General features: G+C 26.3%; 22 protein-coding genes. All 22 read left to right on the top strand.

The annotated features are described in order from the left end of the window. Positions 1-15 precede the first annotated feature (15 nt). The 22 genes from IBJ83_RS02245 to IBJ83_RS02140 all read left to right on the top strand — a co-directional run bounded on the left by IBJ83_RS02245 (position 16) and on the right by IBJ83_RS02140 (position 21,483). A complete protein-coding gene (locus IBJ83_RS02245) occupies positions 16-759 on the top strand; it encodes a phage tail spike protein (protein ID WP_227975888.1) in 744 nt (247 codons plus the stop codon). Positions 760-761: 2 nt separating this feature from the next. After that, positions 762-2,189 carry an ABC transporter ATP-binding protein gene (locus IBJ83_RS02240; RefSeq protein WP_063633144.1) on the top strand — a complete coding sequence of 476 codons (1,428 nt, stop codon included), beginning with the start codon at positions 762-764 and terminating at the stop codon, positions 2,187-2,189. Beyond that, positions 2,176-3,894 carry an ABC transporter ATP-binding protein gene (locus IBJ83_RS02235; protein ID WP_063633145.1) on the top strand — a complete coding sequence of 573 codons (1,719 nt, stop codon included), beginning with the start codon at positions 2,176-2,178 and terminating at the stop codon, positions 3,892-3,894. Before IBJ83_RS02240 ends, IBJ83_RS02235 begins: the two co-directional genes overlap by 14 nt. Continuing rightward, on the top strand, positions 3,891-5,627 hold the full coding sequence (locus tag IBJ83_RS02230; protein ID WP_065956984.1) for an ABC transporter ATP-binding protein: 1,737 nt from the start codon (positions 3,891-3,893) through the stop codon (positions 5,625-5,627). The genes IBJ83_RS02235 and IBJ83_RS02230 overlap by 4 nt, the downstream gene beginning before the upstream one ends. 842 nt (positions 5,628-6,469) lie before the next feature. Next, the gene (locus IBJ83_RS02225) at positions 6,470-6,838 is read left to right on the top strand and encodes a replication initiator protein A (protein WP_068472863.1); all 369 of its coding nucleotides are present in this window, start codon (positions 6,470-6,472) and stop codon (positions 6,836-6,838) included. Between the two features lie 11 nt (positions 6,839-6,849). Beyond that, positions 6,850-7,803 carry a DUF6017 domain-containing protein gene (locus tag IBJ83_RS02220; RefSeq protein ID WP_068472861.1) on the top strand — a complete coding sequence of 318 codons (954 nt, stop codon included), beginning with the start codon at positions 6,850-6,852 and terminating at the stop codon, positions 7,801-7,803. A gap of 17 nt (positions 7,804-7,820) precedes the next feature. After that, entirely contained in the window at positions 7,821-8,282 is a 462-nt protein-coding gene (locus tag IBJ83_RS02215) for a hypothetical protein (protein WP_201275161.1), read from the top strand. 89 nt (positions 8,283-8,371) lie between these two features. Then, entirely contained in the window at positions 8,372-9,136 is a 765-nt protein-coding gene (locus tag IBJ83_RS02210; RefSeq protein ID WP_201275160.1) for a ParA family protein, read from the top strand. Between the two features lie 11 nt (positions 9,137-9,147). Then, on the top strand, positions 9,148-10,047 hold the full coding sequence (locus tag IBJ83_RS02205) for a ParB/RepB/Spo0J family partition protein (protein WP_201275159.1): 900 nt from the start codon (positions 9,148-9,150) through the stop codon (positions 10,045-10,047). A 66-nt stretch (positions 10,048-10,113) separates the two neighbouring features. Next, a complete protein-coding gene (locus IBJ83_RS02200) occupies positions 10,114-10,332 on the top strand; it encodes a hypothetical protein (protein ID WP_231698840.1) in 219 nt (72 codons plus the stop codon). An 11-nt stretch (positions 10,333-10,343) separates the two neighbouring features. Further along, positions 10,344-10,868, top strand: coding sequence for a hypothetical protein (locus IBJ83_RS02195; protein WP_201275158.1), 525 nt, complete (start codon positions 10,344-10,346; stop codon positions 10,866-10,868). 92 nt (positions 10,869-10,960) lie between these two features. Continuing rightward, on the top strand, positions 10,961-11,245 hold the full coding sequence (locus IBJ83_RS02190) for a hypothetical protein (RefSeq protein WP_201275157.1): 285 nt from the start codon (positions 10,961-10,963) through the stop codon (positions 11,243-11,245). Between the two features lie 778 nt (positions 11,246-12,023). Further along, positions 12,024-12,653, top strand: a complete 630-nt coding sequence (locus IBJ83_RS02185; RefSeq protein WP_201275156.1) for a DUF3801 domain-containing protein — start codon at positions 12,024-12,026, stop codon at positions 12,651-12,653. After that, entirely contained in the window at positions 12,635-14,446 is a 1,812-nt protein-coding gene (locus tag IBJ83_RS02180) for a VirD4-like conjugal transfer protein, CD1115 family (RefSeq protein WP_201275155.1), read from the top strand. The genes IBJ83_RS02185 and IBJ83_RS02180 overlap by 19 nt, the downstream gene beginning before the upstream one ends. An 80-nt stretch (positions 14,447-14,526) precedes the next feature. Beyond that, entirely contained in the window at positions 14,527-14,742 is a 216-nt protein-coding gene (locus IBJ83_RS02175; RefSeq protein ID WP_156435983.1) for a Maff2 family mobile element protein, read from the top strand. Between the two features lie 12 nt (positions 14,743-14,754). After that, complete coding sequence (locus IBJ83_RS02170; protein WP_201275154.1) at positions 14,755-15,627, top strand: VirB6/TrbL-like conjugal transfer protein, CD1112 family; 873 nt, start codon at positions 14,755-14,757, stop codon at positions 15,625-15,627. A 9-nt stretch (positions 15,628-15,636) separates the two neighbouring features. Further along, positions 15,637-15,831 carry a hypothetical protein gene (locus IBJ83_RS02165; protein ID WP_201275153.1) on the top strand — a complete coding sequence of 65 codons (195 nt, stop codon included), beginning with the start codon at positions 15,637-15,639 and terminating at the stop codon, positions 15,829-15,831. A 3-nt stretch (positions 15,832-15,834) separates the two neighbouring features. Continuing rightward, positions 15,835-16,152 (top strand): PrgI family protein, encoded by a 318-nt coding sequence (locus tag IBJ83_RS02160; RefSeq protein ID WP_201275152.1) that lies wholly within the window; start codon positions 15,835-15,837, stop codon positions 16,150-16,152. Beyond that, complete coding sequence (locus IBJ83_RS02155; RefSeq protein WP_201275151.1) at positions 16,136-18,562, top strand: VirB4-like conjugal transfer ATPase, CD1110 family; 2,427 nt, start codon at positions 16,136-16,138, stop codon at positions 18,560-18,562. The genes IBJ83_RS02160 and IBJ83_RS02155 overlap by 17 nt, the downstream gene beginning before the upstream one ends. Positions 18,563-18,567: 5 nt before the next feature. Further along, the gene (locus tag IBJ83_RS02150; RefSeq protein WP_201275150.1) at positions 18,568-20,466 is read left to right on the top strand and encodes a CD1108 family mobile element protein; all 1,899 of its coding nucleotides are present in this window, start codon (positions 18,568-18,570) and stop codon (positions 20,464-20,466) included. Between the two features lie 5 nt (positions 20,467-20,471). Beyond that, entirely contained in the window at positions 20,472-20,723 is a 252-nt protein-coding gene (locus IBJ83_RS02145) for a hypothetical protein (protein WP_201275149.1), read from the top strand. Next, positions 20,713-21,483, top strand: a complete 771-nt coding sequence (locus IBJ83_RS02140; RefSeq protein WP_201275148.1) for a CD1107 family mobile element protein — start codon at positions 20,713-20,715, stop codon at positions 21,481-21,483. Before IBJ83_RS02145 ends, IBJ83_RS02140 begins: the two co-directional genes overlap by 11 nt. The last annotated feature ends 162 nt before the right edge of the window (positions 21,484-21,645 follow it).

Genomic DNA, 21,645 nt, shown 5'->3' with positions numbered 1-21,645 from the left:
TTATAGGTTGAAGAAATGGGAAAAGACACAGATCAGAGCATAGAGTTTGGACTTAATCTTCTTGATTATACGGAGGACTTATCTGCAGAAGATGTGGCAACAGCCATCATTCCACTTGGTAAGGAAATAGAAGGTGATGCTAATGCTGTCCTAAAACAATATACAGATATTACTTCAGTAAATAATGGTAAGAACTATCTTGTTTCTAAAGAGGCACTCACTGAATTTGGTTGGGTTTGTAAGGTGGTACGCTGGGATGATGTTACCATTCCTGCAAATCTTTTAAGAAAAGGAGCAGAGTGGCTTAAGGATAATCAGTTTGAAATGGTAGAGCTAAACCTTTCAGCTGTTGACTTATCTGAGTTTGGAATCTCTACAGAAACCATTGAATGCGGGGATAGGGTAAGATGCAGAGCCTATCCATTTGGAATGGATAGAATCTTTCCCGTTATGAAACAGACCATACCACTGCAAAAGCCTGGAGAAATTAAGGTGGTGCTCGGAAGTAGAAGTAATCAAAGTAAAGGATATATCCAAAGTTCTCAAGATGCAGTAAGGCAGATAAAAGAAGAAGGTATAGTCACAAGAAAAATAGATAATGAAAGAGTCCAAAGTGCCATTGATAACCTTAAGGCTCAAATGAATACAGGTACTGGTGGATATAAGCTAACAGAATATGATTCCTCTGGTAGATGGCTTAGAGACTTATATATGGACACGATGGACAAAGACACAGGACTAATATATTTTGGAGTATAAAGATGATAGAATTTCAAAATGTATTTTTTTCTTATAGTGATGGAGATTCTTCTATCAATAAGATTGATTTTTCTATAAAATCAGGGGAATGTGTTGTACTTTGTGGCAAATCGGGATCAGGGAAAAGTACAATTTTACGAACTGTCAGTGGGTTGGCTCCTGTTTTTTATGAGGGGAATCTTAAAGGGAAAGTTGAAATAGATAAACAAATTCCGGCTGAAATGGATTCAGAGGAACGTGCCAAATTATTTGGCGTTGTTTTTCAAGATCCAAGAAGCCAATTTTTTATGAATAACGTTCAAGATGAGATTTGTTTTGCGGCAGAAAATATAGGAATTTCTGCATATGAAATAAAGAAAAAACTTGACGAGATTGTTGAATTTGTCGGAATTGAACATTTACTTTCAAAAAATATAGATGAATTATCTAGTGGTCAAAAACAAAAAGTTGCAATTGCTTCTTCTTTAATTTTACAACCTAAAGTGTTGATACTTGATGAGCCAACATCAAATTTAGATGCAGATGGAGTTAAAGTTTTAATAAAAATAATTAAAAAAATTAAAGATAGAGGAATCTCTATTATTATAAGTGAGCATAGGCTTGAACCGTTTAAGGAAGTAGTAAATAGATTTTTTTATATTGATAAAGGCATGTTAAGGAAAATCTGGACAAAGGAAGAGTTTGAAAGTCTTGATAATGAAAATTTATCAAAGCTTGGATTGAGACCGAAAACGATAAATAAAAGTAGTAAGACTGAAAAGTCAAAAAATTTAATTTTAGATATTGAGTCCTTACATTTTCACTATAAAAGAACAAATTCAGGAATTGATGACATTAATTTGAAGTTATATAAAGGAGAGGTTATTTCACTGTTAGGAAACAATGGAGCAGGAAAAACTACATTATGTAAAGTTATCAGTGGGCTTCTAAAAGAAAATAGAGGAACTATCAAATATAAAGGAAAAGCAGCAAACAGAAATCTAAGAAATAAATTTTGCTATTTTGTTATGCAAGATGCAGATTATCAATTATATTCAGATTCAGTTGTAGGTGAAATTTCAATTGGTAAAAAGACAACTGAAAAATTAAAGCAAGATATGGTGGATAGCTTAAATGCTTTTAGCTTGAATGAACTAAAAGATAGACACCCGGCATCATTGTCAGGAGGAGAAAAGCAAAGAGTAATATTAGCTGCAGCATATTGTTCAGATGCAGATGTTTATATATTAGATGAGCCAACAAGTGGAATGGATGGAGATGGATTACGTGCAATTATCAAATGGGTAAAACTTCTTTCTGCAAAAGGGAAAATAGTGATTATTATTACACATGATTTACTTTTAGCTAAAGCTACAAGTGATAAATTTCTTTATTTGCAAGAGGGAGAACAAATAAAAGAGAGGGAGAAATTGTTAGATGAATATAATTAGGCAATGTATAAAAAAACGATCTACTCAATTTTCTTTTTCCGTCTTGTTTGCTATTTTGGGTGTATTGGCTGGCTTAATCTCATATATGATTCTTGCAAGTCTTATAGCAGAGTTAATTAACGGGAATTCAAATTGGGAATTGTACTTAAATAAATTATTGATTATAGCAGGAATGTTTTTAATTAAAGAAATATCAGCAGGAATATCAACGACAATTTCTCATACTGCAACATTTCAATCATTAAGGGATATCCGAAAAGAAATTTCAAATAAATTATTTGAAATGCCGTTAGGTGATATTACCAGAATTAGTTCTGGAACTTTGAAAGACATAATTGTAGATAAAGTTGATAGTATGGAAACAACCTTATCTCATATATTACCAGAAATGACAGCCAATGTAGTTGGCCCGGTATTTCTTATAATATATATGCTTACTCTGGACTGGCGATTAGGTCTGGTATCTCTACTTCCTTTTATTGTTGGCATGAGTTTTATGAAGTCAGTGATGAATGAAGAGTACACGAAAAACTATAAGGAATCTGTAGTTTTAGGTCAAAAAATGAATAATGCATTGGTTGAATATATTGGTGGTATTGAAGTTATTAAAGCATTTAATCAAAGTAATACTTCTTACCAAAAATATAGTGATTCTGTTAATGACAATGCACAATTTTATTATGATTGGATGGGGAGATGTATGAAAAGAGTTTCTGTTGGTCGTATATTATCACCAATGGGAATTTTGACAGTCATACCATTTGGAATGATTTTTTATCAAAATGGTAGCATTGAAATAGAAACATTGATAACAATAGTCATACTATCTTTTGCTACAGTATCAAATCTACTCAAAGCATTAAATTATACAGATGATTTGGCACGAATCGGCACTATATCGAGTAGTGTAGAGAGCCTTTTAGCTTCAAAAAAAATAAAATGTGGGACAACTATCCAACCAATTGAAAAGTTTGATGTTGAATTTATTGATGTTGATTTTTCATATAATGGAGAAAAACAAATAATTAAGAATTTAAATTTAACCTTCAAAGAAGGAACATTTAATGCTTTGGTAGGTGAATCTGGAAGTGGGAAATCGACAATAGCGAAACTTTTAGCAGGCTTTTGGAATGTTGAAAGTGGTCATATTAAAATTGACGGAATAGACTTGAACGATATTCCGTTAAAACAACTTTCAAAATTAATATCTTATGTGTCCCAAGACAATTATTTGTTTGATGTTTCGGTTAAAGAAAATATTAGACTCGGTAATCCGAATGCAACAGATGAAGAAGTTGAGCAAATTGCAATTAAAGCGGGGTGCGACAGTTTTATTAGAGAGCTTTCTAATGGGTATGACACCATTGTTGGGGAAGGCGGTGGACATCTATCAGGAGGAGAAAGGCAAAGAATATCTATTGCTAGGGCAATGCTTAAAAATTCGCCAATTATAATTTTGGATGAGGCTACATCGTATATAGATCCAGAGAATGAAAATATTATTCAGGCAGCGATTTCAAAATTAGTAAAGGGAAAAACCTTAATTGTTATAGCTCACAGGCTAAACACAATAAAAGGAGCTGATAAAATATTTGTAATTAATAATGGGATGCTTGAAAACAGTGGAAATCATGAAGAACTACTAGCGAAGTCAAAATTATATTGCGCTATGTGTATGGCATTAGATAAGGAGGATGAAGCATGATAAGTGTATTTAAAAAAATCTGGTTCTTCTCCGGCAGAGAGAGAAATAACTTAACAAAGTCAATAGTAGCAGCATTCTTTCATGCTGTATTTAATGCATCTCAATTTGTGGCAATTTATTATATGCTAAAATGCCTATTCAAGCAAAATGTCGTGCAACAAGATATTATCATCGTATTAGCAGTATTAATTATTAGTTTGATGGGCAAGATTATCACACAAAATATATCTCAAATGAATCAAACACATGCGGGATATTTTATGGCAGCAAATAAAAGAATAGAGTTGGGAGAAAAAATAAAAAGAGTTCCCATGGGATTCTTTAATAATTTCAGCCTAGGCAAATTAACTACTTTGGCAACTACAAATCTTACACAAATTGAGTCTTGGATACCAGTATTGCTCGTTAATGTTTTGGGAGGCTTTTTAAATACATTCGTATTTGTTTTATCCATATTTATCATAAATTTGGAAATAGGTTTTGTGGCATTAATTGGTATGACAGTATTTTTATTTGTTACTTTCTTAATGGAAAAACGTTCAAGAAAAAATGCAGCTGATATGTCAAATATTCAGACATATTTGACTAAGAATGTACTGTCAACAATTCAAGGAATGCAAGTTATTAAATCATACAATTTAGGCGGTAAGAACAATAAGAATTTGAATGATGCGATTGATAATAGTTACAAAACTACGCTCTCGCTTGAAAAAATGATTATTCCATACACAATAGCTCAAAGAATAGCAATAGGATTGACAATTGTAGGGATGTTGTTTTTTTGTATTAAGTTAAATCTTTCTGGAAACTTAGATATTGCGGATACGGTTGTATTGATGATAGCAAGCTTCACAATTTTTGATGGACTGATTGGAGCAGGTTCTAATATGGCAATTTTACGAATTGCAGAGAATGCTATCGATTCATATGAATATGTTAATCATATGCCTGAAATTGATGAAGGCGATATAAAGTTCATGATACAAAATCATGATATCTATATTAACAATATAGGGTTTTCTTATGACAATAGAAGAGTTCTAGATAATGTTACATGCGTTATTAAAGAGAATGAGATGACAGCTATTGTAGGTAAATCGGGTTCTGGGAAAACTACATTATGCAATTTAATTGCACGATTTTGGGATGTTAATAGTGGTGAAATAAAAATAGGTGGAAATAATATTAAAGATTATACCGTTGAAAATCTTATGAATAATCTTTCCATGGTATTTCAAGATGTATATTTATTTGAAGATACTATTGAAAATAATATAAAGTTTGGAAATCAAAATGCAACAAGAGAAGATGTGATAGAAGTAGCCCTAAAAGCACAGTGTCATGATTTTATAGTTTCTCTTCCACAAGGATATGACACTTTCATAGGTGAAGGTGGGGCTTCACTTTCAGGAGGAGAAAAGCAGAGAATTTCTATCGCAAGAGCGATGTTAAAAGATGCTCCTATTATTATTTTCGATGAGGCAACAGCAAATGTTGATCCTGAAAATGAAGATAAACTAAAATTGGCGATTGAATCACTTACCAAGAATAAAACAGTTATTATGATTGCACATAGACTAAAGACGATTAGAAATGCGAATCAAATATTGGTTTTGAATAAAGGCTGTATTGAACAGCGTGGTACACATGACGAATTGATGAGGCAAGATGGAATTTATAAAGACTTTGTAGATGCTAAATCAAAGTCGGAAAACTGGAGCTTAAATAATTAAGAAGGAGAAAAAATGGATTAAATAATGGAGGTAATTGCTATGTATTATTTAGGGTCTGTTATTCATATAGAAAAAAACAATAGACCTTTTTGATACTGGTAATTATCATAAAAAATCAAATTTAAAATATAGAGAAAGAGCAAGTTTCTTTCATTTTAGAGGACTTCTTATGCCTATGTGCAGAAGTCCTCCTTTTTTGTCTAAAAACGCAGACAAAAAAGAAATGGAGGAAACATATATGCCCAAAGAATATTACCTTTATGTCAACGGACAAAAGGTCAAAGTCAGAGAGCAGATATAAAAAAAATCAACATAATCAGTGGATTGTAAATATTAAAATTTCGTTTATAATAAAATGTTAGAAAATAATTATCATTACAGCTTAAACCTTTTAACGATAGCCTTGTCCTATCGTTAAAAAGTGTACTCGACAAGTTTCCACGAACGGACAATACGACTTGTTATTCATACTGTTTTTGCGAGCCACGTTGAAGCAGCAATTCTGATGACGTATTGTGGTTTGGACAAGGAATAATAGGAGTCAACCACAACATGTAGTGGTTTGAGTACGAAAATTGGGTCAAAAACAGGCTAAAAAATACCGTTTTTTGACCCTTTTAAATAGGGCATTTGACAGATGACATTTGATGTTTCGGGATTAAAAATCCATAGGGTGAGGTAGATTAGCACAGAACTGTAAGTCCGCATATGATGTGAAAATAGATATAAGTATTGAGAAATCAATGTTTATATCTATTTTTTTGTTGAAAAAAAGAGTTTATAATTAACTATTTCAAAATAGTGTGATAAAATAAATTTGTTTTTTATAAAAAGGAGGACTTATGAAATTATTAATCAAAGATAGACTTTTTAGGGATATTCCTAAAGTCTTAAATTTAAGTAATGAAAATTGTTACTTAATACCAAAAGAATTGTTTAATGAATATTATCAAAATTTATCATTAGGAGCAAAAATGCTTTATGGAATTTATCTTGACAAACTAATTTCTGAAGATGTATTGAAAGATGAAGAAGGATTTTTATTCTTTGAATTTACTATTGAAGAAATGAATGAGGCATTAAGTGTATCAACTATAACTTCATTGAAGTATAAGAAAGAATTATTAAAAAATGATTTGTTGATTCAAAAAGATAAAAAAGATAAAAAATCTCAAAACATTTATTATTTATTAAAACCTAATGGTATGTAGGAGGTGAATTTATGAAATATAAAGATGTAAATAATGAATTATTTTATTCAGAAAACGACTATTATCAAGAATATAGATTTATAAAAACACCTGCAATTTTAATATCTTCTAAGTTATATCAAAATTTATCATTAGGGGCAAAAATGCTTTATTCAATTTTAGCAGATAGACAAAGTTTATCCTTAAAAAATAAAGATAAATATACAGATGAAAACGGAAAGATATTTTTAATTTATACAATAGAAAGTTTAAAAGATGTTTTGTGTTTATCAAAAAATACAGTAATAAAATATAAAAAAGAATTGATTGAATTTGAATTGCTTTTTGAAAGAAGAATGGGTCAAGGTTTAGCAAATAGAATATATATTTTAAAACCAAATTATCAAGAATTGGCTAAAAATACAAGAAGTCCAAGAATTGAACTTCTAGAAACTCAAAATTTGGACTTCAAGAAGTCTGAAATTTGCACTTCTAGAAGTGCAAAAAATGAACCTTTAGAAGTTCAAAATTTGGACCCTAATTATACTAATATAAATCATACTGATTCTATTTATACTAATTCAATCAATCAATCCGAAGAGATTGATGTTGATGTGATTGAATATAAAAAATATAAAGATTTAATTTATAAAAATTTAAATTATGAAATTTTAGAAATAAGTCTATCAAAAACAGAAATGGAATATTTAAATCAAATTATTGAAGTTATGTTAGATGTTATTTTATCTAAAGATGAAAAAATAAGAGTATCTGGAAATTACATATCTAAAGAACTTGTTAAAATGAGGTTTTTATTGTTAACATATTCTCATATTGAATATGTTTTAAGTTCAATAAGAAAAAATAGTAAAAAAGCTAAAAATATTAGAAGTTACTTAATAACTTGTCTTTACAATTCATATTCAACTGAATTAGTACAAATTGATAATGAAATTTCAGATGACTTTTCAGATAACTTTTTATAAAAAAATAAGGAGTAAAGATGCAAAGTTCAATAAAAACAAAGAAAGATTTAAAAAAATATTTTAGTAAATATAAATATTTTGAAAAAATAAAATTTAAACTTGTAAAAGAAAAAAACAAATTGGAAGATAAATATACGACTTTGAGAGCTACAAATTTTGATGAAAAAATATTTTCTAATTTTAACAATTCAAAAGAGAAGCAACTATACAAATATTTAGAATTATTAGAAAAACAAGATAATAAGCTCTTGATTATAAAACTCGAACAAGATAAGATTAAAGATTTAATAAATTATGTTGATGATATTCAAAGAGAAGTTCTTATAGATATTTATATAAACTTTTTTTCTTATTCAGAAATTTCTAAAAAATATAATTTTTGTGAAAGATATATTTATAAATTAGAAGATAAGGCACTTTTAGATATATTAGATTATTTAAAAGTAAAAAAATCAGATGAAATTTTAACTATTTTTTAGAAAATGGAGTATCTTTTGCTAATTCAAAGTATATATTACTTATTAAAATTAAATAAAAATAAAATCAAATAATTTAGGAGGATTGGAAGATGAAAATAGTAACAGTTGGAAATCAAAAAGGTGGAGTTGGAAAAACTACTAGTACGATGAATCTAGGAGTAGCTCTTAAAGAACTGGGAAAAAGAGTTTTATTGATAGATTTTGACCCACAAAATAGTTTATCTATATATTTAAATCACGATGGAGATGATAGAAATACTATTGATGATTTAATTAGTAAATTTCTTTTTAAACAAACAATAAATTTAACTGATTATATAAAAATATCTGAGAATGATGAAATAGAATATATTCCTAGTAGTCCATACCTATCTGTTGTTGAAAAACAGATGGAAACTAGACTTGCTAGAGAAATGATTTTAAATGAGATATTAGCAGACGATTTCTTCAAACAATATGATTATATTTTGATAGATACATCTCCATCAATATCAACTTTAATGACTAATGCTCTTGCAACATCTACGGACATTATAATTCCTGTTCAATCACAATATTTTACTATTGAAAGTTTACGTTTAGTATATAACACTATTGAACAAATAAAAGTTCATTTAAATGCAAATTTAAGAGTTTTAGGAATATTACCAACTATGATAGAGAACACTGTTATGAGTAGAATGGTTTTAGAACATTTAAAGTTAGAATACAAAAAAGATTTATTTAATACTACAATAAGCAAATCAACTATTGCAAGTGAAAGTACAGCTATAAAAACATCATTAGTTAAGTTAAATAGTAAACTTGGAGAACAGTACTTAGAACTTGCAAAAGAAGTTATAAATAAAGAATAGGTGGTGAGATTATGAGTTTATTAAAAAATGTTGATATGAAAAATTTTGTTAGAAGTAATGAAAATATACAATCTGTATTCTTTGAAAATGAGGAATATGCAATAGTTAATATAAATCTTGATGAATTAATTATAATTGAGAATCAACCTTTTAGATTACAATCTGAAGAATATATCACTTCCTTAGCTGAAGATATAAAAGTGAATGGGTTATATAGTCCACTTTTAGTTAGGAAAAGAGAAAATTTATTTGAAATTATATCTGGTAGGCATAGATATTTAGCATTAAAGCAATTAGGAAAAAAAGAAGCTCCTTGTATAGTAAAAGAAATGACTGATGATGAAGCTACAATAAAGCTAATTAATGCTAACTTGAATCAAAGGCATAATATGTTGAGCAGTGAATTGGCTCATTCTTATTTAATAAAAAAAGAAATACTACAAAAAAATAGAAATAAAGACGAAAAAGGATTTAATGTTTGGGAAGAATTAGCAAAAGATACTCCATTTTCAGAAAAAACAATTAGGAGATTTGTAAAAATAACAAATTTAAATGAAACCTTTTTAAAAATGGTTGATGAAAATGAGCTAAAACAACAAGTGTATTTAGAATTAGCAAAGTTAAATAGAAATGAACAAGATGAGGTTTGTAAATATTTTTTTGATAGAGGAATTTCATTAAAAAGAATTAGTAAGCAATTCATAGAAAATTTAATTATGGAAATAAGTGTAAATCAGGAAGTTATAGATGAACTTTTTGAAAAATTAAATAAAAAGAAAAAATTTAAAAAAGAAACTGAGATTGAAGAATTGTATTTAAAATTTGATATTGAAAAAAGTAAGTGGATTGAAATTTTAGATTTCTTAAATAAAAATAAATTACTAAAAGAACAAGAAAAATTATCGCTATAAAAGTTTTGGACAAATTGACCAAAAATTGAAAGGACAGTCAAATATAGCACAAAAAGGAGCAAGAAGATGAAATTGAAATGTAAAAAATGTGGAAATGAAGATTTATTTTTTACAAAAGAAAAATATAGTGGTACTTATGATTATGTAGTTGATAATGAGGGTATGGCTACTGACTATAATGCTGAAATGTATGACTACGCAACAAGTACGTTAATTAGTGTATATTACTATTGTTGTGAATGTAGGTCAAAAGTAGCTAAAATACCAAAAGACAAGAGATTTTAAGGAGTAAATTTATGAGCTTTTTAATATTTATATTTATATGTATATCTATATCCATATTAGCCTTATTAATTATTACTATTTTATTTAAAGATATGGAAACAGAAACTGCATTAGCAACACTTCTCATAATATTTTTTTTAGTAGTTATAGGAATTCATATTTCCGGGTCGTTCCTTGATAAGACAAAAGTGAATGAAAAACCTAATAAAATAAGAATTGAGGAAAATTTAAAGAAGTCAAAAAGTAATTTTGGATACCCTTTATACCAAGTATTAGGAATCAAAACTTTAACTGAATTTAATGAAGATTGTGAAATTTTAATAGTTGATAAATACGAAAAAACAGTTTTGCTTGGAATATTTCCGAATGAATACTATATTGTATATAAGACACCTGATAATAAAAATATAGAATCAAATGTGTCAAGAAATGATTATTATAACTATAAAATTGGAGAAAAGACAGTTGGAATAAAAAGTACAACAGTAAATAATGAAGAGTCTTCAGTAATTTCTGTTGAATATAAATTAAAGTAGGAGAAAAACGATGAAGATTGTGATGCCTAATTTGTGAATACTATGATGATAGTATTGGATTTGAGATATTGTTTGTGAGCGAGGAAATTTATATGAAATTAATAAACACAGAAGTTTATACAAAAGAAGAACTTGTTTTTATAATAAATGAGCTATTACAAGACAAATATACTTATTATAAGTCAAGACCTATAAATAATATTATACTAAAAAAACAAGATATTTATATAAAAGAGATAGAAGAGTTAGAAAAAGAAAAACTTGATTTATTAAATAAAGGTTTTAATTCAATAGCTAAACTTGATTATGTTGAAAAACAATTAGCTAATTTAGAAGAAAAGTTAAATAAAGTGACTAATAGTTTGGTTACTGAGTAAAGCACTTTAATTTATAGAAATAGTTGTAAAAATAGGAAATAGAAATAAAAAATCTATTTCTTTTTTTATTGTATAAAACAAGCATACACAAAATAAAAAGCAAAAGTGTAAAAATGTACAAAAATTGTTAATTATAAGTTTTTTTTATGATATAAATAAATTATAAAAAAATTAAAGGAGGAAATGTAATGAATAATATAGTTTTAAGATTTATAAAGCATTTTTTAAAATATATACTTATTAAAGTCATAAATGTTAAAATAAAGCTTAATATTTGTATATTTATTTTTAAAAAATAGAATAAAAATCAGGAAAACGGTCAATTGTTAAGATTTTTTAATAATTCAAAAATTTTTTGAATTATTTTGAAAACTTGACAAAAAATATTTTTTGTGAAACTGACTTTTTTAATGCAAATAACCATTTTAAATTACTCTAAAATAAAAAATATATAAGATAAATACATAAAATACTTTTACATTTTTTAAAGTGTTAAGAATTTGAACAAACTTTTTGTTGAAATTCCAACAAGTAGTAGGGCAAAAATTGGGCAAAAACTGTTCAAAATCAGGGCAAAAATTGGGCAAAAAAAGTTCGAAAAAAACAAGAAAATATGTTAGAATATGTATTGTGGAAAGGTATATAAAAACCACATAAGAAAGCGACTACAAAAATAGTTGCTTTTTTTGTATAGATAATTTATCTATAACTATAAAGGAGGTTGATGATAATTAAAACTTAAGTTTTAAATTCTATATGTAAGGAGTTGATAGTATAATTGATTAATGAAAATGTCACTCAAGTTTTAATAGCTAATGCTAAAAATTCAAGGCAACTTTTTGAAATAGCTCTAAGATTTATTTCTAATAGGGCAAATAAAAAGCCTTTGAAGAAACAAAACTTAAACGGAAGAAAGATGAAGTTTAAAGAATTGAACAGGCAAGGAAAACTTGAGAATATTGAAATTAGAGATTCAAAATATCTGGATTTATTAAAAAAGAAATTAAAAAAATGTGGAGTAGATTTTAATGTTCAAAAACAAAAACTTGATAATGGAAAAATAAATTATAAACTATATTTTAAAGCTATTGATAAAGAAGCTCTAGAAAAAGCTTATAAAGAAGTTGATAGATATTTTGAATCTAAATTTAAGAAAAAAGAAAAGAAAAAGGAAATGAAAACAGAAAGGCGTGATAAGAAAGAAAAAGCAAAAAATTTTTGGGAAGAATTTAATAAAAAAGAGAAAAGTACAAATTCAAAAACTGAAAATTTTACAGAAACTAAAACAAAAGAAACTGAATTTAAAGATTTTGTCAAAGAGTCTTTATCAGAAAAGATTAATAGAATAAAAGATACTTTTAAAAAGAATTTTAAAAGTGGTGAAGAAATATGGCAAAGAAAAAGATAAAAAAACTTATTGATAGCTATAAACTAGATTTTGAAGAACACAAACAAAAGTATATAGCTTTTTTTATACTCAATTTAGCTTTATTTTACTTTTCTTTTAAATTTATAACTATATATGATACTATGAGTGGGGATTTCTTAGATAAATCATTTAAAACTATTTTAGAGCTAAATAAAGTTATTAATACAAAAATAGTTTTTAATTTTAAAAATTTAATAAATACTATAATTATGGTTTTAATTGTAAATATTTTTGTTTATTTAAGAAATAAGAACAGAAAAAAATTAAAAAAGAGTGGTAAAGAATACGGAGGAGCAAGATGGGGCAACAGAAAAGATATAGCTCCATTTATTGATGCAGAATTTAAAGAAAATATTATTTTAACTCAAACCGAGAGTTTGACTATAAAGAATATTAAAAGCTTAAAATTTGCTAGGAATAAAAATGTTATGGTAATTGGTGGAACTGGTTTTGGTAAAACAAGATTTTTTGTAAAGCCAAATCTAATGCAATTACATTCATCTTATGCAGTTACAGACCCAAAAGGAACCGTATTTGATGAAACGGCATATTTATTTAAAAAAGCCAAATATAAATTAAAAATTTTTAATACAATAGATTTTTCTAAGTCTATGCACTACAATCCTTTTGTATATATTAGAAATATGAGTGATATGTTTATCTTTATTGATAGTTTAATGGAAAATACAGATGGTGAAGGAGAAAAAAAGGGAGAAAGCTTTTGGATAAAAGCTGAAAGAATGCTACTTCTAGCTTGTTCATCTTATGTTTTTTATGAACTAGAAAAAAGTGAACATACATTTGAATCAATTTTTAAAATATTACAACTTGGTAATGTAGGAGATAGTATGAATAATGCTTTAGATTTGTTGTTTAAGGAGCTTGAAGAAAAAGATAGTGAACATTTTGCGGTATTGCAATATAATTCATATCTTTCTGGTGCAAAAGAAACTAAACAATCTATTATTATTTCTTGTTTAGCTAGATTATCAGTATTTACAATTCCAGAAGTTAGAGAAATAACGTCCTATGATGAAATGGACTTATTATCACTTGGAGATGAAAAAACAGCTTTATTTATGATTACATCAGATACTCAATCAACATATAACTTTTTGACCGCTATAATGTATTCTCAAATGTTTGATAGACTTTTTGAAAAAGCATATAATCAAGGAGGAAGTTTAAAATATCATATAAGATTTTTATTTGATGAATTTGCTAATAGTGGTAAAGTTCCTAATTTTCAAAGGATAATAGCAGTTTTAAGGTCAAGAAATATGTCTGTAAATATATTTTTACAGGCAAAAGCACAACTTGAAGCTATGTTCAAAGGTCAAAGTGAATCGATTATAGAAAACTGTGATAGTTTTTTATTTTTAGGAGGACAGTTTGGAAAAACCACTAAAGAAATTTCTGAAATGATAGGAAATGAAACTATTGAAGTTATGAATAATTCAAGTAATAAAGGTAGAGATGAAACTTTTGGAACAAGTTATCAAAAAACAGGTAGAAGGCTTTTAGACGCAAATGAATTATCAGAAATACCTAGAGATAAATGTATTTTAAAGATTACAGGTTTACCTCCGTTTTTCTCTAAAAAATATGATATAACAAAACATCCAAATTATAAATATTTGTTAGATTATAATAAAAAAAATAGAATTGATTTAGAAGAATTTTTAAAGGAAGAAAGAGGAGAAATAGATTTATCTGAAGAAGATATAATAGAAGTTTTTGAATTTGAAGAACAAGAAGAAAAAGAAAATTAATAAAGGATTTAGAATATTTTTTAATTTTGAATATTTTAAGTTCTTTTTTTATTAAAACAAAAAAGAAAGGATTTTTAAAAATGAATTTTACAGAAATATTAAACTTAATGGCTTGGGCATTAAAATTGTTTGGAGCATTTTTAACAGTAATGGGAGTTGTTAAATGGGGAGAAGGACACGGTTCTGAGAATGCTGCAGATAAAAATAGTGGAACAAAACAAATGGTAGGTGGAGCTATTATTTTTGTTGTTGGACTTAAATTAGTACCACTTCTACAAAATTATATTAACTACTAGGAGAGTTAAAGAATGGTATTTTTTGGAATCTTTGATAAAATCACTAATTATATCAAAGATGGAATAATAGATGGAATAGGTAAAATATTATCAGGAATATTTGACTCTATAAATGAAGATTTAATAGGAATATCCAATAATATTTCAGTAGCTCCAGATACTTGGAATACATCTATTTGGGAATTTGTAAAAAATATATCTACTCTAGTTATTTTACCAGTTGCAGCTTTAATAATAGCTGCAATCTTGGTAATGGAGTATGTACAACTTGCAGAAAGTAAGAATAATTTGAAAGAGATAGACGTTATAGACGTTTTAAAGCCACTTTTTAAATTCATAATAGCATTAATGTTTGTAAAAAATTGTACTAAGATATTTTTATTTGCATTTAAAATTGGAGAAAAGATAATAACAGATGCAAAACCTTATCTAAATGAAGCTGCTAAATTTGATGATTCATATTTATCAACTATAAAAGAAACTCTAAAAGAAAATTCGGTAGGTAGTTTGATGGTAACTTATGTAGAGCTTTTGATAGTAAGACTTGCAGTCTATATAATTTCTATTGCTATTCACGTTATAATTTATGGAAGAATAATAGAAATATATCTGATGGGAGCAATAGCTCCAATTCCAGTAGCTAGTATTACAAGTCAAAACCATAATTGGAATATTGGAAATAACTATTTAAAAAATCTAGGAGCATTAGCCTTGCAAGGATTTTTAATAATGCTCTGTGTAACTATTTTTGCAATACTTGTAAAGAGTATAGATTATACAAATGCAATGAAAGCTGTTTGGTCTGTTTTAGGATATGCAGTTTTACTGGTGGTAACTATGCTAAAGACAGGTTCACTTGCAAAGAGTATATTTAATACTCATTAGAGGAGGAATATGAAATATAAATATAAAAATAATTATAAATATTTTATTTTAGGAGGAATAGCCTTATTTATTCACTCAAAAATAAAAGAACATTATTTACAAAAACAAATAAACGAATTGAATCAAAATGTTTATAGAAATTTCAAAAGTGTAGCTGAAGATATTTGTGAATTGGAAAGATTAGAAAAAAATGAAAAGGAGTAGAATATGAATTTTGTTGAAGTACCTACCGATATTACTAAAATAAAAACAAAAGTAATATTTAATTTAACTAAAAGACAATTAATTTGCTTTAGTCTTGCGGGAATAGTTTCTTTACCAACATATTTATTAACTTTTAAAAAATTAGGAATAAACACATCTATATATTTAATGATTACACTTGCTATTCCATTTTTTATTTTTGCTTTTTATGAAAAGAATGGAAAAGGCTTAGAAAAACATTTATTTCACATTTTAAATTTTAAACTAATGAAAAAAACAAGAAAGAGAAAGGGGGTTAAAGGACTTGGCAAAAAAGAATAATAAAACAACTGAAAAATTAAAAAAGTTAAATAATGAGTTAAAAAAAGTAAAAATCGACAGAAAGAAAACAAAAGAAAAATTTAATCTTAAAAGAGATATAAAAAGAATTTTGGATTCAATAAATGTTTTTTTAAATAAGAATGCTAAAACAAATAATGTTACGACTGAAGATACAGTTTTACCATTAGAAGTTTATAAAAACGGAGTTTTTAAAATTTCAAAAAATGAATATAGTAAAACTTTAGAATTTTTTGATAGAAACTATACCGCTTTAAGTGAAGAAGATAGAGAAAATTTATTTATAAACTTTTCAGAAATATTAAGTTCTTTTGACTCTTCTAACTCTTATCAATTTTCATATATAAACTGTGGAGAAAAAAGTTTTAAGTTGGAAGATAGATTTAAAATAGAAAACAAAAATGATACTTTTGATGAATTTAGAGATGAATATAATCAAATTTTAAAAAATAAAATAAATAAAAATAAAGGTTTTGAAAAAAGAAAATTTTTAACCTTTAAAACAACTGCAAAGAATTTAAAAGAAGCTAATATAAATTTAACAGGAATGGAAAAAGATTTAAAAAAGCAATTTAAAGAGTTGGACACTGAAATAAAAATTTTGAATTTAGAAGAAAGACTATCACTTTTTTATGAAATGTTAAATCCTCATAAGAATTTAGATTTTGGTCAAATTGACCAAAAAGAAAAAATTGTGCCTAAATTACTAGATTTTTCAAAAGATGATGAATTTAAAATAAATGAAATGTTTGCACAAACTTTTTATTTAGAGATAACAGGTTCTGAAATTTCAGATGAAATTTTGAAAGAATTTGTAGAAGTCAATGAAGATTTGTATATTAATTTTCATATAGAACCTATCGACCAACTTGACGGGACTAATCTTGTAGCAAAAACTTTAACCAACCTTCAACAAATGAAAATTGAAGAACAAAAAAAGGCAATAAAATCAGGTTACGATATGGATTTAATTGGTGGAAAATTAAAAGAAAATTTAGACAGTGTTGAATCTTTACTTGAAGATGTAAAAAGTAAAAATGAAAAACTTTTTAAAGTAACTATTCTTTTTACTATTTTAGCAAAAGATAAGTTGTATTCAAGAAAAATTTTAGCAAGTCTTAGAAAAATTGCAAAGAGAAACAACTCGATATTAAAACCATTAAAATATTTACAAGAACAAGGTCTAGTATCGTCCTTACCACTTTGTAAAAATGAAATAGAGAGTATGAGAATTTTAACAACTTCATCTGTTGCAGCCTTTATTCCTTTTAAAACAAAGGAACTAATAACAAAAGGAAATCCATTCTATTATGGAAATAATCAAATAAGTAAAAATATAATTTGCTTAGATAGAATGTACTTAAATTCTGCTAATGGTTTAATCTTAGGGTCAACTGGTTCTGGAAAGTCTTTTGCAGCAAAGGAAGAAATGACATTATCTTATCTTTTAACTGATGATGAAATAATAATTTTAGACCCGGAAAGAGAGTATATAGAACTAACAAAAGCTCTTGATGGCGAAGTTATAGAAATTTCTCCAAACTCAAAAAACTATATCAATCCATTAGATATTAACTTAGGATATGGTGGAGAAGATTTTGCTTTAAGTATAAAACTTGATTTTGTTTTATCGTTTTTTGAACTTATATTAAAAAGAAGTTTAGAACCTCGTGAGGATTCTATAATAGATAGAGCTGTAAGAGAAATTTATAAAGAATATTTTAAAAATCCTAAAAAAGAAAATATTCCTATTTTAGAAGATTTATATAATGAATTATTAAGCTATAAAACTGATATTTCATACGAACTTTGTGAAAGTTTAGAGTTTTATGTAAAAGGTTCTATGAATATCTTTAATCATCATACAAATATAGATATAAAAAAGAGAATTATTTGTTATGATATAAATTCTCTTGGAGAAAAACTTAGAAAAATCGGTATGCAAATAATTCAAAATGAAGTTTGGAATAGAGTTACTATAAATAGAAACAAAAAAATATTAACTAGATATTATGTAGATGAAGCACACTTATTTTTTGAAGACCCAACAACTGCAAAATTTAATACACAAGTTTACAAAAGATTTAGAAAATATGGCGGAGTACCGACACTTATGACTCAAAACGTTAAAAATATTTTGGCTTATAAAGGTGTAGAAGATATTTTTGAGAATACAGATTTTATTTTAATTTTAAAACAAGCTCCAAAAGATAGGGAAATTATGGCAAGACTTTTAAATCTATCTTTAGAACAGGAAAAATATATATCCAATCCAGATAAAGGTTCAGGACTTATAAAATTTGGAAAAGACATAGTACCTTTTGAAAATAAATTTCCTAAAAATACTAAACTTTATAAATTGTTACAAACAAGTTTTAGAGAAATAGGTTAAATGTTATGAAAAAGATTAGAATAAAAAAAATTAGAATTAAAGAAAACATTAATAGTTTTATTAAAAACAAAAAACAAAATTTTAATTTTAAGAAAAATTTAAAATTTAAAAACAAAACCTTAGGAAATTTCAAAAATTCTAAAGGAAGGAAAATTACTTTTATAAAAAGAAAATATAGAAGTGAAATAAAGAATAAAACTTTTAAAGAAAATTTCAATCCTTTTAGAACTTATAGAAAATATCATACTAGAAATCTAAATTGGAGAGCAAGAAGAAAAGGAAAAAAATCTGCTAAGTTCAGTTTAAAAGCAAGTAGGAAAAGATATAAATTCTATAAATTTTATCGTAGAGCTAATATGTTCGCATATTCTCAACTAAATAGAACTTTTAAAAATATAGATGAAAATAATGCAGGAATTGAATCAACAGAAAAACTTTTAGATAAAAGGCTTGCTACTCATACAAGAAAATATTTTAAAAACAAAAACAAGCCAAAAAAATTTTTGCATAAAGCTGCTAAATTTGAAAGAAAGCAAGAAAAGTTAAAGAAAAAATCAGCTTTTAAAAAAGATTTGCAAAAATTAAGTAGAAAAAAGAAATATAAAGATAGTAAAATTACAAGTAAATTTATTCAAAGGAGAAACATAAAAAGAAAACATCTTTATAATATCGATAAAAAAATAGAGAATGTTTTAAAAAGAGTTTGGGGATATATTAAAACAATCCCTAGTAGGATTTTTACTTTTATAAAAGGTAAAATAATTAATTTAATATGGTTAGCTTTATCTTCTTTTTTATTTATAACAATTATTGTACTATTAACAAGTGCTTTGATGTTTTTTCAAAATACAACGACAGATATTGTTGCAACAACAACGTATTTATCAGATATTGAAGTTTTGAAAAAAATGGAAAATTATTATAGAGATAAAGAAAAAAGACTTCTTGATGAAATTTACAATCCACAAAAATATTATATAAATTATGATATTTATGAAGTTGATGCTGATGATGTGGGACACGATGTTCACGATTTATTATCTTATGTAACTGCAAGATATGGAGAAATTAAAGATTTTGATAAATTTAAAAATAGTTTAGATGAACTTTTTGAAAGAAATTATAAAAAAAGTATCACTAAATCAATTGTTGACAGATATATAGACGAAGAAGGAACTGCTTATAAAAAGAAACAAAAAAAGATTGTAATTCATTTAAGAAGAAAAGAAATAAAAGATATAGCTAAAAATGATTTTAGTGAGGATAAAGAAAATTTAGAACATTTTGAAACTTTACTTGAAACTAAAGGCAATATGGAAGATGAATTAAAAGAATTTGAAAATCCAATAATTTATGGAGATAGAAAAATATATAAACCAGCTAAAGGATACCAAAAGGCTATGGAAAAATATATTAACTCTCCACTTGTAACACCCGGAAGTATAAGACAAGCTGTTTTAATGTGGTGTGCAACACACGAAGGAATACCATATAGACTTGGAGCAGGACATGGAGTTCCTATTGGAAAATATGGTAATTATTTGGATTGTTCAAGTTTTGTATGTAATGCTTGGGGGCAATGTGGTGGAAATATAGATAGAGTATATGCTACCTTTAATATGCCAAATAGATTTGTAAAATCTATTCCAAAATCATCATTAAAACCGGGAGATGCTATATTAAATCAACAACATCATATTGAAATATTTTTAGGCTTTGAAAATGGATATAGAACAACTGGAAGTCATCAAGAAGGAGTTCCTAGTGGAATGAGTTTTTGGGGACAAAATATTACTCATTTCATAACTTTGTCAAATTTAGATTCTCCAGCAGACCCTGTATTGTTAAAACAACTAGAAGATGAGATAAAAAAATATGACCCAAAATTTGAAAGGAGAAAATAGTATATATGCCAAGTAAAGAAGAAAAAGAACTTGAAAAAATTATAAATTCTATTTCTGTAAAAAAGAAAAAATATTCTGAATTAGTAGAAAAAGTAGAAAAACTTGATTTAGAATTAGAAGATTTAGAAGAAAGAAAAGAAATTTTAAGTTTGAAAGTTGAAAAGACAGAAATAAGAGAAATTTATAAGGCTTATAAAAAAAGTAATTTAACTCTTGAAGAATTTATAGAATATCTAGGAGGTACTAATGAAAAATAAATCTAAAATTTTACTACTTTTGTTAATGAGTTTTCTTTTTATTAAACCAACAAATTCTTTTGCAAGTTCAAAGGAAATAGAACTTGAAGAAGTGGATATAGAAAAGGAAAAAACACAAGCAAAATCTGAAGAAAAGAAAGAAGAAAAAGAAACCAAAACAAAAGAAGAATCAAAAAAAGAATCAAAAGAAAAGAAACAAGAAGAAACGAAAAAAGATTCTAAGAATAATAAAATTACAGAAAATATAGGTTCTGATGGACATATTTATAATGGAGATAAAAGGCACGAAAATAGGCAGTTTTTAACTTTTACAACAAAAGCTGGTAAAAACTATTACTTAATCATTGATTATACAAAAGAATCTGAACAAGTTCAGTTTTTAACTGAAATAAATGAAAATGAAATGGCTAATATCATAAAAGAAATGAATAAAAGTAATGGTGGAAGTAAAGAAGATAAGGATAAAGAAAAAGAATTAAAGAAAGAAGATTTAGAAAATTTTAAAGAAGAATTAAAAAAAGAATTAGAAAAAAGTGGAGAATCTGATTCTAATTCTAAAACTAAAAAATCTAAATCTAGTGGTTCTAGTATTTTAAGTTTAGATAATTTACTTTTAGGAGGATTTGTTATTGGTATAGGCGGTTTTTTCTTTTATAAAAAAAGACAAAAAGATAAAGAATTACAAGAACTACAAGAAGCTGAATCAATAGAAGATGAAGATAGTGAAAATTTTGATGATATTGATGAAGATGAGGAATAAAAAAATTTTAAAAAAAGTGCTGACAAATAGAAAATAATGCGGTATAATTTGATTGTAAATAAAAAAACTTTGGTCAAATTGACCAAAAATAATTGTCTAATACTAAATTGAACGGATAAAAAAATAGAAAAAGGTATATTTAGAAAAGAAAGAGAGGGATTG

The sequence above is a fragment of the Parvimonas parva genome (assembly GCF_016552165.1).
Classification (GTDB): domain Bacteria; phylum Bacillota; class Clostridia; order Tissierellales; family Peptoniphilaceae; genus Parvimonas; species Parvimonas parva.
Note: the sequence above shows the minus strand (reverse complement) of the source record. Positions and strands in the feature narration are given on the sequence as shown.